Source organism: Fictibacillus barbaricus, from assembly GCF_014635025.1.
Lineage (GTDB): Bacteria > Bacillota > Bacilli > Bacillales > Fictibacillaceae > Fictibacillus > Fictibacillus barbaricus.
Genome location: NZ_BMCE01000001.1, coordinates 425787 through 438810 on the forward strand (window position 1 = coordinate 425787; position 13024 = coordinate 438810).

The window sequence follows — 13024 nt, forward strand, 5'->3', positions numbered from 1 at the left end:
CAGAGGAGAGGATTAAACTTGAATCACCTAAAGAAGAACGTCTGGGTAATCGGTAGTTTCTTAGGCATGTGTATGCTGGTATTGTTTCTTTTGCCTCATAGCAGCAGTGCCGCACAGCCACAATCTTCACATTGGTTTCCAGAGCAGCTATTAAACTGGAACCCAGAGAATGACCCGAACGCCAAGTACAACCGCAGTCATATTCCTTTAGCGCAACGCGATGTGTTGTACAAAGTAAATGAAAATGCTCAATCAGATGCAAAACTCGTTGCCTTATCTGCGTTAAATCCCAATACAAGTGGTGTACCGTCACAAGGAGGGAAAGCGTTTTTTGCCAACACGTTCAGTTATTGGCAATACGCGGATCTTATGGTGTACTGGGCAGGTTCTTCTGGAGAAGGGATCATTGTTCCGCCGAGCGCTGATGTAATTGATGCTTCTCACAAAAACGGTGTACCCATTTTAGGCAATGTCTTCTTTCCTCCTACTGTCTACGGCGGTAAAAAAGAATGGGTAGAACAGATGCTCACGCAGCGAGCCGACGGTTCTTTTCCTGCGGCTGATAAACTGCTTGAAGTAGCTGAATATTACGGTTTTGACGGCTGGTTTATTAACCAGGAAACAGAAGGTGGAACTCCTGAAACAGCTAAGAAAATGCAACAGTTTTTAGTGTATTTACAGAACCATAAGCCAGAAGGCATGGAAATCATGTGGTATGACTCCATGACGAATGATGGAAGAATCAACTGGCAAAATGCGCTTACGGATAAAAACAGCATGTTTTTACAGGATGGGGAGCAGCGTGTCTCTGACAGCATGTTCCTGAACTTCTGGTGGCGTGACCAGCAATCCTCTTATAACAAAGCGCAGCAGCTGAAAAGAAATCCATATGATTTATATACAGGTATTGATGTGGAAGCGAGGGGAACTAGTACATCTATTCCATGGGAAGGAATCTTTCCAAAAGGAAAAGCTCCATACACTTCTCTAGGCATCTATCGTCCAGACTGGGCGTTTAAGACCTCGCAAAACATGGAGGAGTTTTATCAAAAGGAACAAGAGTTTTGGGTTGGTAAGAACGGAGACCCTTCTGATACAGAGGGTAATGGGAGCTGGAAAGGGATGGCACACTACTTTACAGCTAAAACACCTATTCAAGAATTGCCTTTTGTTACACATTTTAATACGGGAAGCGGAAAGTTCTTCTCTGTAAAAGGAGACGTGTCGAGTAATGAAGCATGGAACAACCGCAGTCTTCAGGATGTCCTCCCAACATGGCGCTGGCTAAAAGAAGGAGGTCAGGATCTTGATGTGAATTTTGACTGGGAACAAGCTTATTACGGCGGAAGCTCATTAAAACTATCAGGGATGTTGGACCCGGCTGATCCTGCTCACCTGAAACTCTATAAGACAGATCTTCCGATACAAAAAGATACGGAACTTTCGATTACGCATAAAGCTAACTCTAAGAACGCAAAGGTTAAAGTAGGGATTAGTTTCTTAGACGATCCTGAGTCCTTTATCTTCTTGGACACAGAAACCAAAGACAGAGATGAATGGACCACAAGTTCCTTTAAGTTAAAAAAATATAACGGCAAGAAGCTGGCTGCCATCTCACTATTTGTAGAGGGGAACCAAGAAGTTGAAGATTTTAAACTTCATGTAGGCGAGTTAAAAGTTTTCAATAAAGACGATTACCGTATAAAAAGTGTACGAGCTAAAGGTGCTAAAGTAAGTGACGTAACGTTTAATAAAGGAATCTACGCAGATGTGTCACTTGAATGGAGTCCGGTAGAATCAAATATTAGTCATTATGAAATATATCGTACGCTGCCAAACGGTGAAAAGGAGTGGGTAGGAGCAACTCCAAATCATGTCTATTTCTTATCTGAGATGAAACGCAAGGAAAAAGAAAATCATACTCTCTTAGAGGTTGTTGCGGTCAGAAAGGACTTCAAACGAAGCAAGCCTGCAGCTATTCAGTTTGAATGGCCGCCGTATCCAAAACCTGAAGCTGATTTCCGTGCAGATAAGACGATTGCAGCACCTGGTGAACCAATTCAATTCACAAATGAATCATCAGAAGTAACAGAAGAAGTAAGCTGGGAGTTTGAAGGCGGTACACCGTCTATATCTAACGAAGAAAATCCAATCGTTACGTATGAAAACGAAGGCGTCTACTCTGTTACATTAACGGCGAGAAACAGTGAAGGAGAAGATATCCTCACGAGAGAAGCATGGATCACTATTTCTAAAGATGCTAAAAATATTACGAATGTCGCACTAAACAAACTAGCAGAGGCGAGCGGGGCATGTGCCCCATCAGAAGGACCGGGCTATGCTTTAGATGGCAAAGTAACGGATAACAGCAAATGGTGCGCGCTTGGGACTGCTCCCCATTGGCTGAAAGTAGATTTAGGAGCCAGCCATTCCATTTCAAAGTTTGTGGTAAAACACGCACAAGCAGGTGGAGAAGCTCAAGCCTTTAACACGCAAATTTTTAAAATCCAAGTAAGTGCAGATGGCGTAAATTGGGGAGACTCTGTCCAAGTGACGGATAATACACAAGCTGTTTCTGAGCATAGTATTCCGCTTACGGACGCTCGATATTTCCGATTATGGATTGAGAAACCGACACAAGGAAGTGACCAAGCAGCAAGGATCTTTGAATTTGAGGTATACGGATACCCTTCCAATTAATAGCTATTCTACGAAAGAAACATGGAGTGATCCATGTTTCTTTTTTTTTTGGTATTTTTAGTAAAACTTAAATTTGCACATAAAAACAAAGATAGTACAGTAAACCTAAATTTTGTTAACTACTCCTGCTCCTGTTCCTTTTGTAAAATTAGTGTAAAGAATCAATTATAGAAACAAGGGGGAGAGCAATGGCTAGGATAAAGAGGTTCTTTCAAGACGTTTATAAAAATAAAACATGGCTTTTGATGGTCCTTCCAGGTGTTGTATGGTTTTTGTTGTTTTCTTATTTACCGATGTTTGGGACTGTAATCGCCTTTAAAAACTTCCAATTCCACCCCGACGGATTTTTTGCAAGCGTTATCAATAGTGAGTGGGTAGGGTTTGAGAATTTTGAGTTTCTATTCAGTACGGATGATGCTTTCATTATTACGAGAAACACGATTCTTTATAATTTGGTATTCATCATTCTAGGACTCATATTGGCTGTTGCGACAGCGATCATCTTAAACGAGATTACAAATAAGAAAATGGCAAAAGTATATCAGACAGGTATGCTGTTTCCCCACTTTCTATCCTGGGTTATTGTCAGCTATTTTGTGTTCACCTTTCTAAGTGTAGATCGAGGGATGCTGAACAATATTTTTCAGTGGTTTGGAATGGAGAAGGTTTCCTGGTATAGTGAGCCAGAATATTGGCCGTTTATCCTTGTATTCATGAGCATGTGGAAAGGGATTGGATATGGCAGTATTGTTTATTTAGCTGCTATTGTTGGAATCGACCGAAATTACTATGAAGCAGCTATGATTGATGGAGCATCAAAGTGGCAGCAGATCCGGCATATTACCATTCCGATGATCACTCCGTTAATTGTGATACTAACGATCCTAAATATCGGTAAGATCTTCAACTCTGATTTTGGATTGTTCTATCAAGTCCCTCTCGACAGCGGATCTTTGTATCCGGTTACAAACGTTATTGATACGTACGTTTACAGAGGATTGATGACGATGGGTGAAGTCAGTATGAGTACTGCAGCAGGACTCTATCAATCTGTTGTTGGTTTTATTCTAGTTATTTTAACCAATTACATTGTTACGAGAATCAACAAGGATTATGCCCTGTTCTAAAATATAGCCCTTATTTCTTTTTAAACTCAAATACAGAAAGGGGGGAGTCGCAGCTAAAGCGACTATTGTATGAGTAAATCCGTAATAGAGACTGATGTGCTGAAGCCTGCAGTTCCATCTAAAAAAGTTCCAAAAGCAGTGAAAAAGAAGAACTACAATCCACATCAGTTGGGAAAAAAAGCAAATGCCATCTTAAATACCATGCTAGCGGTTTTTGCTTTTTCATGTGTGTTTCCTTTTCTTTATGTCATCATCATTTCACTTACAGATGAGAGTGTATTAGAAAAGAACGGGTTCAGTTTACTGCCAGAGACCTGGAGCTTTGAAGCTTATCAGTTCTTATGGGCGATTAAAAGTCAATTGCTGCAGTCTTATATGATTACGATTGCAGTAACGGTACTAGGAACGATTATAAGTGTATTTACCATTGCTTTCTATGCGTACGCCATCTCGCGTCCGCAATTTAAATTTCGAAAACAGTTCACCTTTTTTGCGTTTTTCACCATGTTGTTCAATGGAGGGCTCGTTCCCTTCTATATTGTAGCTACTCAAGTATTGCATCTTCGCGATACCATTTGGGCGCTCATCCTTCCGATGGCCGTTAACGCGTTTTACATTTTGATCATGAGAACGTTCTTTCAACGATCGGTACCTGAATCGATACTAGAATCGGCACGGATTGACGGGGCCAGTGAACTGCGAATCTACTTTCAGATTGTTCTGCCGCTATCCCTTCCGGGGCTGGCAACCATCGCGTTGTTTAGTACACTCGGGTATTGGAACGATTGGTTTAATGCTTTACTATTTATCGATAACCCAGCACTCGTTCCACTTCAATCTCTTCTTATGAAGATCGAGAATACCCTTGAGTTCATACGCCAGAACACGTTATTAACAGGTTCTGTAAAAGGAATCATGCAGTCTGTTCCAAAGGATGCGGCAAAGATGGCGATGGTCGTGATCGCAACGTTGCCAATCGCTGTTTCCTATCCATTCTTTCAAAGGTATTTCATTCAAGGATTAACGATAGGCGGAGTAAAGGAATAAGTAAAATTACGATATAGGAGGAATTGAAATGAAGAAGATATTTCTTGTATTGTTTTCCTGTTTGCTATTACTTTCTGGTGTACTAGCGGGCTGCAGCTCGAATGAAAGTGAAGCAGGAGGCAAGGATGGAGAAGAAGTTAAACTTACGTGGTATATGATTGGAACCCCTCAAAAAGATATGAACAAAGTAATGGAAGAAGTAAACAAATATACGAAGAAGAAAATCAACACAACGATTGATCTGAAGATGATTGATTGGGGAGATTACGATAAAAAAATGCAAGTCGTTATCGCCTCTGGTGAGCCTTATGATATTGCATTCACAGCCTCTTGGGCTAACAATTATGTGCTAAACGCACGTAAAGGAGCCTTCAAGGAATTAGATCAGCTGATGGACGAACATGGCAAGGAACTTAAGGGTGCGTTAGATCCGGCGTTCCTTGAGGGAGCAAAGATTGATGGGAAGCTTTATGCGGTTCCAACGAATAAAGAAGTGGGACAACAAGGAGTTTATGTTTTCAACAAGCGTTTAGTTGATAAATACAAGTTTGATATCCAGAGCATTAAAAGTTTCGAAGATTTAGAGCCGATGCTGCAAACGATAAAGGAAAAAGAATCTGGCATCCAGCCGATGACAACCTTTACACCACATGCACCTTTTGATTATATTCTCGATGACAAGATGCCATTTGCTGTTCCTTTAGAAGGTGAAAACAAAATTGTTAACGTGTATGAAACGGATGAAATGAAACAAAATTTAGATACGCTTCATAAGTATTACAAAGCAGGCTACATCAAATCAGATGCAGCTACTTCCAAAGAGCCTTGGGCACTTGATGTAGAGAACTGGTTTGTACGTAAAGAACTATACCAGCCATATGCGGAGAACATCTGGAGCCGAAATGCGGGTTACGAATTAGTGGTTCAGCCGATGCATGAATCTCCAATCACATTCAACAACTCTGTTACAGGTTCTATGCAGGCGATCTCTGCAACATCCAAAAATCCTGAGCGTGCGATGGAATTCTTAAATCTATTAAATACGGATGAGTATCTTCGTAACCTGATGGATAAAGGGATTGAAGGCGAACACTACGAGAAATTGGATAATGGACGCATCAAAGACCTTCCAGCTCGTAAGAATTATACGGTACCAAGCTTTGCATTAGGAAACCAGTTCATCCTAGATCTGTATGAAGAAGATTCTGATGATAAGTGGGAGAAGTTTGAAGAGTTTAATAATCAATCAGATGATGCTCCTACCCTAGGATTCTACTTTGATCCTAAGCCAGTACGAACAGAGATTGCAGCTATCTCAAACGTAACCAGTGAGTTTGCACAAGCTCTTTTAACCGGTTCTGTTAATCCGGATGAGTACTTGCCGAAGTTCAATAAAAAGTTAAAAGAAGCTGGACTTGATAAAGCTTTAGATGAAATGAACAAACAGTACGAAGAGTGGAAGAAGAAGCAATAACGAAAAGAAAGTAGCCAAGTTCAATTTTAACTTGGTTACTTTTGTTCTATTCCAACAAAATTAATAAGACGGTGATCAGAAATGAATGAAACCAATCAGACATATTCTTTCCCTTCAGATTTCTGGTGGGGTAGTGCTGCATCAGGGCCACAAACAGAAGGCGCTGCAAAAGAAGACGGAAGAAAGCCGAGTATATGGGATTACTGGTACAGCAAACAACCTGAATGTTTTCACGGAGAGGTTGGTCCAGAACATACGTCCAACTTTTATCACATGTATAAAGAAGACATTCAGTTAATGAAGAAGACAGGCCATAACTCGTTTCGCACGTCTATTCAATGGTCGCGTCTCATACCAGATGGAAAAGGAACCATCAATGAAAAAGCGGTTCAGTTCTATAACGATGTGATCAACGAATTAATCGCTAACGATATCGAACCTATTATGAATTTATATCATTTTGATATGCCGATGTGCATGCAGGAAAAAGGGGGATGGGAATCCCGTGAAGTGGTTGATGCGTATGTTGAGTATGCCAAAACGTGCTTTGAACTGTTTGGTGATCGAGTAAAGTATTGGTTTACCTTCAACGAACCAATTGTTCCTGTAGAGGCGAGTTATCTGTACAACTTGCATTATCCTCATATTGTTGATTTTAAACGAGGCGCACAAGTGGCACATAACACGATTGTGGCACATGCGAAAGCTGTAGCCGTTTATAAAAAATTGAATCTTAATGGCCGTATAGGAATCATTTTAAATCTGACGCCTTCATATCCAAGAAGCAAGAAGGAAGAAGATGTTCAAGCAGCACACATTGCCGATCTGTTTTTTAATCGAAGTTTTTTAGATCCAGTAACAAAAGGGGTGTATCCGGCAGGTCTGATTGAAATCTTAAAGGAACGGAATCTGCTTCCAGCTGTTGAAGAAGGAGACCTAGAGATTATTCAAAGCAATCCAATTGATCTATTAGGTGTAAATTATTATCAGCCAAGGCGAGTTAAAGCAAAGGAAGAACAGGTACCGCCTGAGAAACCGTTTATGCCTGAACATTTATTCGATCCTTATATCAAGCCAGACCGTAAAATCAATCCACATCGGGGATGGGAAATTTGCGAAGAAGTCATCTATGACATCATGATCAATATTCGAGACCATTATGACAATATTCCCTTTTTTATTTCAGAGAACGGTATGGGAGTAGAAGGGGAAGAAAAGTTCCGTAACCATGAAGGCTACATTGAAGATGATTATCGGATTGAATTCATTCAAGAACACTTAAAGTGGGTGCATAAAGGTTTACAAGAAGGAGCCAACTGTCTAGGCTATCACCTTTGGACCTTTATGGATAATTGGTCTTGGGCAAATGCGTACAAAAATAGATATGGACTTGTTGAAGTAGATCTTAATAGAGACTTTAAACGGACGATTAAAAAGTCCGGACAGTGGTACAAAGCATTAACAGATAATCATGGCTTTACGATTAACAGGAAAAAGGAAGCGAAATCATGAGTGATCATCTTCTCGGAATTGATCTAGGAGGAACAAACCTTAGAGCAGCACTTGTCACAGCTGACGGGGAGATCGTTGAAGAACGAATCGTTCCAACAGAAACAGAAAAAGGTCCTTATCACACCATTCAAAATATGATTGATCTTTGTGAGTATTTTTTAAATAAGAATCAAATAGCTGCAATTGGGATTGGGGCTCCGGGTCCTTTGGATTCAAAACAGGGAACGATTTTAAGTCCACCCAATCTACCAGGATGGGACGAGATTCCGTTAGTGACGCTGTTAGAAAAGGTGTTGCATAGAAGAGTCGTTCTTGATAATGATGCAAATGCAGCAGCACTTGCAGAAGCAATGATAGGAATTGGAAAAGGCAAGGAGTCTATTTTTTATATTACGGTTAGCACAGGAATTGGTGGAGGTTTTGTCTATCGAAACCAAATCATTCAAGGTGCTCATTCTTGTGCGGGAGAAATAGGCAACATGATCATTGATCGCTACGGGCCTGTACACTCAAACCTTAATAAGGGTTCTTTAGAATCCTTGGCTAGTGGAACAGCTCTAAAAAGATCAGCTCAAGAACAGTTTGGTTTGGATGGTCATGCGGGAGATCTATTTTTGTTAGCAATGGAAGGTCATGATGATGCGAAAATGATCGTAGATACGATGCTCACACAATTAGCAAAAGGGATCGCTAATATTGTGCATACGGTTGATCCACACATGATTGTATTAGGTGGCGGAGTTATGCAGTCCAAGGACTATATCATGCCGATTCTAAAGAAAAAAGTGGATCTGTTTCTATATCCGCAGCTTCGCAGCAAAGTTAAACTAGAGTGTGCCGCGTTAGGTACGAAAGCAGGAGTGGTTGGAGCAGCTTTATTATCCCAGCAATTTAACGCTGTTCTTAGGAGTTAATGCAATGAAAACGTACATGGTGTTTGATCTAGGTGGAACGTATATCAAGTATGCCGTCATGGATGAAGAAGCCGGCAAGTTAGAAAGCGGCAAGCTGATTACACCTGTTAGCCTTGAAGAGTTTGTACAAAAAATAACTTCGATTGTTCAATCGCTTCAGAGTAAATATGACTTTTCTGGTATAGCCGTGAGCTCCCCTGGGGCTGTGGATACCCATACAGGATATATTGGTGGAGCGAGTGCCATCCCCTTTATACATGACGTTAACATGATAGAGTTGCTTGAAAATGAAACGGGTCATCAAGTTTCCATTGAAAATGATGCCAACTGTGCTGCGTTGGCAGAAGGCTGGCTAGGTGCAGCGAAGGATACTGATTATTATATATGTATTGTAATCGGTACAGGAATCGGTGGCAGTATCGTCATGAATCGTTCCATTTTAAAAGGATCCAACCTTCATGGCGGAGAGTTTGGCTACATGTTATTGGGAGATCCACTCGATAATCCGCAACGATTGAATTGGAGTCGAACCTCTTCAACCCATGCACTGGTCAGGGAAGTGGAGAGAAAGAAAGGTCTTGCAATGGGTGCTTTGACTGGCGAGCAGGTATTCGATTCCGTTAATAACGGAGACATAATAGCAAGTGAGTGCGTGGCTGATTTTTATAAAAAATTAGCCGCAGGAATCTTTAATTTAAAATACATTCTTGATCCCGCTAAAATATTGATAGGCGGGGGAATTAGCAAGAGGTCAGAAGTGATTGACGGCATTAATCAGGAATTAAAAAAGTTAAGAAATGAAACGGCAACCCTTGATTTTAGAGTAGAAGCTTGTCATTTTGACAATGATGCAAATCTAATTGGGGCTTTGTTTCATTTGTTAAACAGTGGAAAGAGCGATTATTAAGAAAATCGCTCTTTTTATACGTTTAAGAGTACATTTTGATTAGGCCTGGGCGTAAATGTGAGGAAATAGGGTGTAAATATGAGGAACCTGGGTGTAAAATGGGAAAACTGGGCTAAATTGTATGTGAAGCGGGTGTAAACGTGTCGAATTCGGGTAAACGTGTAACAGATAAAAGAACACGTACCGTAAAAAACAAAAAAGGCAGGTGAGATGAATTTCTCTCCTCAAACAAATAATAATAGAATGGATGCCTTTGTCTAGACTGGTGCCACGGTAAAAAGTGTTTTAAGATATTTGTATCAATGAAAGAGAAGATAGAAGATTGGTAAACATGCTACTATATAAGATGGCGAAAAGCGCCATTTAAATACTTTTATCCGGAATTGTACTTTAATTAATCACTTTTTAGGAGGAACCATGCTACAAAAATTCGGTTTTTCACAATATGAGAGTCAAGTTTTTGAAGTTCTTGCATCGAGTGAGGAACCCATGGATGCGACGAACATCGTAAAATATTCAGGTGTCCCGAAATCAAAAATTTACGAGGTTCTTTCGCGCATGATCGAAAAAGGGATGGTGCTTGATTCAGTATCGGAAAAGAAAAAACTGTATACCGCGCTGCCATTGCCGATTGTGATCGAGAAGCTTACGACTGAATTCCAAGAGAACGTCCAACAGTTAAAAACCAGCACCTCCAAGAGGAAGTTCTATGATGAACACGTTTGGAGCCTAAAGGTCGATTCATCGATTCGTGCACAAACGAAGCGGCTCCTTCAAGGTGCGGAGAAATCAATTAAAGTTTCCGCTTGGCAGGATGATGTTCTCGACTATCTTCCTTTACTCGAGGAAAAAGAGGAACAAGGAGTAGATGTGGAAGTACTTGTTGTAGGTGAGATGGACTCCAGTTTGTCCAACGTACATACACTGATTCCGGCACAGGAGCACCATTCGTTGGAACGATTCCGCTTAGTTGTCGTCGATGAGACAGAAGTGATCTTTGCGGGGATGGAAAATCAAAGCTGGCAGGCGCTAAAGACAAAATCCAGGCCGTTCATCAAAGTGTTCATCGAGTTCTTTTACCACGATGTGGCCCTTGCTAAAATTAATGAAAAGCATTCAGAACTGTTGATGAATGATGAAGAGATCAGAAGTGTATTAATGAAGTTAAGGTATTAAAAAAAGGAGGCTAATGCAGCCTCCTTTTTACGTGCTTATTTTTCTGAACTTACTACTTCCAGAGCCATTTCGATCATATCGTTGAACGTTGTTTGACGCTCCTCCGCTGACGTTTCTTCACCTGTGAAGATGTGATCACTTACTGTCAGGATCGATAGTGCATTCACGCCGTATTTCGCTGCGATTGAATAGAGTGCTGTTGTTTCCATTTCGATAGCCAGTACGCCGTTTTCAGCTAATTTTTTCACGATATCCATGCTGTCACGGTAGAACAGATCAGCAGTTAACACGTTACCTGCTTTAATTTTTAAGCCTTTTTCTGTTCCGGCATCATATGCCTTCTTCAATAGATCGAAGTTTGCACAAGGTGCAAAATCAATGCCAGGGAAGGCTAAGTGGTTCATTCTTGAATCCGTAGAAGCTGTCATAGCTAAGATTACGTCACGAACTTTTACGTCTTGTTGGATTGCACCGCATGTTCCAACACGGATCAAGTTTTTCACGCCATATTCACGGATTAGCTCGTTTACATAGATCCCGATTGATGGAATCCCCATGCCAGTCCCTTGAACCGATACGCGTTTTCCTTTGTACGTTCCTGTGAACCCTAGCATACCGCGAACTTCGTTGTAGCATGTTACGTCTTCTAAGAATGTTTCTGCAATGTATTTTGCACGAAGCGGATCACCTGGTAATAAGATACTTTCTGCGATTTCACCTTGTTTTGCACCAATATGGATACTCATTTGTTTCACCATTACAGCCTTTTTAAACAGCTAGTAATGGCTTCACCTCCTTAAAAAGTTGTAGCTTACCTCAAAAATTTTCTCTACATTCATCATGCCATAGTTTTAGCAACCTAGCTAATTGTATGTGCGCGACTCGAAGAATGCTCTTTTTTACCCATGGAAAAAACAGCTGTACCAAGAGCCAGTATGACCAACAATCCGCCGACTGTTGCATTCATCTCTACGGATGCATTCTCAATCACGATTCCACCGATCATGGACCCGAACGCAATGCCGAAGTGAAGCGCAGAATTGTTTAAGCTCTGCTGGATATCGGATGTTTCAGGAGACGACTCGATGAGATAACTCTGCATAGCAGGTGTGATCGCCCAGCTGAGCATGCTCCAAATGATCATGACCACTAAAAATAACGGGAAAGCAAAAGTTGTATATGGAATCATAAAGATTGAGATGCCAAAAACGATAATTACACCTAAAATAGTAGGCTTCGTGCCAAATCGGTCAGCAAGCATGCCGCCTAATCCACCGCCGAATACCGCTGCAACCCCAAAGATCAGGTACACGATGCTTACCCATGTTCCATCAAGCCCGAGCGTCATCTTTAAGAACGGTGTTAAATAGCCGTACAACGTTAGATGACCTGCCAAGAAAAGAAACGATGTAACTTGAGCAAATAATACTCTTCTGTCTTTTAACGTGCGAAGTTGTTGTCTGATCGGAATCGCGGGCTTCGGATCAAGACGTCCCATAAAGAAATACACACCGAGTATGGATAAGACAGTTAGAGCTGTAATTAAGATGAATGGAGCGCGCCAACCGAAGGCGTTTCCAAGCATCAAGCCGATTGGAATCCCTAATACCAGTGAAGCACTGATCCCCATAAAGACCACGCCGATCGCACGAGCACGATATTTTTCTTCTACGATGTTGGATGCGATCGTCACACATAGAACAACGAGTAACGAGCCGCTTGCTGCAGAAAAGATTCGGGCGATCAATAACATTGTATAAGTTGGACTCACGATTACCAATGCGTTCCCTGCTAAAAATACCACTAGAGCAATAAGGGTTAAACGCTTCCTTTCTACTCCAGCAGTCATCGTCAGCAAGATGGGAGCTGCGACGGCAAACACAAGAGAGAAGATCGTGATAAGAAATCCTGCTTTACCTAAACTAACTCCAAGATCCTCTGCTACGAGGTCTAGAATTCCACCTATAATTAACTCGACCATCCCAACAACAAATGAAACGATCGTCAATAAATAAACACGTTTATTCAACATTACCGACCTCCATTCAAAAAGTTACCCCTGTAATGGTAACTTATAAAGAAAAGAAGGGCAATACTAATTTTCTAACCAATATATGTCGTTTATTTTATTTATAAATGAACTGTGAAAGGGGCTGTGGTATAGATG

Annotated in this window: 10 protein-coding genes; 8 read left to right on the top strand and 2 right to left on the bottom strand. The window is 41.0% G+C overall.

Annotated elements, in window-relative coordinates; translation table 11 throughout:
* Nucleotides 1–18 precede the first annotated feature (18 nt).
* From IEV52_RS02090 to IEV52_RS02125, 8 genes are all read left to right on the top strand, one after another.
* Nucleotides 19–2700, top strand: a complete 2682-nt coding sequence (locus tag IEV52_RS02090) for an endo-beta-N-acetylglucosaminidase (protein WP_229754160.1) — start codon at nt 19–21, stop codon at nt 2698–2700.
* A gap of 188 nt (nt 2701–2888) precedes the next feature.
* On the top strand, nt 2889–3827 hold the full coding sequence (locus tag IEV52_RS02095; protein WP_188400872.1) for an ABC transporter permease: 939 nt from the start codon (nt 2889–2891) through the stop codon (nt 3825–3827).
* A 69-nt stretch (nt 3828–3896) separates the two neighbouring features.
* Nucleotides 3897–4874, top strand: a complete 978-nt coding sequence (locus IEV52_RS02100; RefSeq protein ID WP_188400873.1) for a carbohydrate ABC transporter permease — start codon at nt 3897–3899, stop codon at nt 4872–4874.
* Nucleotides 4875–4902: 28 nt separating this feature from the next.
* Nucleotides 4903–6348 carry an ABC transporter substrate-binding protein gene (locus IEV52_RS02105; protein ID WP_188400874.1) on the top strand — a complete coding sequence of 482 codons (1446 nt, stop codon included), beginning with the start codon at nt 4903–4905 and terminating at the stop codon, nt 6346–6348.
* 81 nt (nt 6349–6429) lie between these two features.
* Nucleotides 6430–7860: a glycoside hydrolase family 1 protein gene (locus IEV52_RS02110; protein ID WP_188400875.1), complete on the top strand. Its 1431-nt coding sequence runs from the start codon at nt 6430–6432 to the stop codon at nt 7858–7860.
* Complete coding sequence (locus tag IEV52_RS02115) at nt 7857–8774, top strand: ROK family protein (protein WP_188400876.1); 918 nt, start codon at nt 7857–7859, stop codon at nt 8772–8774. Before IEV52_RS02110 ends, IEV52_RS02115 begins: the two co-directional genes overlap by 4 nt.
* A 4-nt stretch (nt 8775–8778) precedes the next feature.
* Nucleotides 8779–9681, top strand: coding sequence for an ROK family protein (locus IEV52_RS02120; protein ID WP_188400877.1), 903 nt, complete (start codon nt 8779–8781; stop codon nt 9679–9681).
* Nucleotides 9682–10098: 417 nt separating this feature from the next.
* Nucleotides 10099–10857 carry a TrmB family transcriptional regulator gene (locus IEV52_RS02125; RefSeq protein WP_188400878.1) on the top strand — a complete coding sequence of 253 codons (759 nt, stop codon included), beginning with the start codon at nt 10099–10101 and terminating at the stop codon, nt 10855–10857.
* A 35-nt stretch (nt 10858–10892) separates the two neighbouring features.
* Here IEV52_RS02125 and deoD read toward each other — a convergent pair whose 3' ends face one another.
* Both deoD and IEV52_RS02135 read right to left on the bottom strand, forming a co-directional pair.
* Nucleotides 10893–11603 (bottom strand): purine-nucleoside phosphorylase, encoded by a 711-nt coding sequence (gene deoD / locus IEV52_RS02130; RefSeq protein ID WP_188402215.1) that lies wholly within the window; start codon nt 11601–11603, stop codon nt 10893–10895.
* Between the two features lie 113 nt (nt 11604–11716).
* Nucleotides 11717–12886 carry an MFS transporter gene (locus tag IEV52_RS02135; RefSeq protein ID WP_188400879.1) on the bottom strand — a complete coding sequence of 390 codons (1170 nt, stop codon included), beginning with the start codon at nt 12884–12886 and terminating at the stop codon, nt 11717–11719.
* Between the last annotated feature and the right edge of the window lie 138 nt (nt 12887–13024).

What these genes read in the sequence shown, in the direction of transcription:
- IEV52_RS02095 (WP_188400872.1), top strand. Translation starts at nt 2,889, where the DNA reads ATGGCTAGGATAAAGAGGTTCTTTCAAGACGTTTATAAAAATAAAACA.
- IEV52_RS02100 (WP_188400873.1), top strand. Translation starts at nt 3,897, where the DNA reads ATGAGTAAATCCGTAATAGAGACTGATGTGCTGAAGCCTGCAGTTCCA.
- IEV52_RS02105 (WP_188400874.1), top strand. Translation starts at nt 4,903, where the DNA reads ATGAAGAAGATATTTCTTGTATTGTTTTCCTGTTTGCTATTACTTTCT.
- IEV52_RS02110 (WP_188400875.1), top strand. Translation starts at nt 6,430, where the DNA reads ATGAATGAAACCAATCAGACATATTCTTTCCCTTCAGATTTCTGGTGG.
- IEV52_RS02115 (WP_188400876.1), top strand. Translation starts at nt 7,857, where the DNA reads ATGAGTGATCATCTTCTCGGAATTGATCTAGGAGGAACAAACCTTAGA.
- IEV52_RS02120 (WP_188400877.1), top strand. Translation starts at nt 8,779, where the DNA reads ATGAAAACGTACATGGTGTTTGATCTAGGTGGAACGTATATCAAGTAT.
- IEV52_RS02125 (WP_188400878.1), top strand. Translation starts at nt 10,099, where the DNA reads ATGCTACAAAAATTCGGTTTTTCACAATATGAGAGTCAAGTTTTTGAA.
- deoD (WP_188402215.1), bottom strand. Translation starts at nt 11,603, where the DNA reads ATGAGTATCCATATTGGTGCAAAACAAGGTGAAATCGCAGAAAGTATC.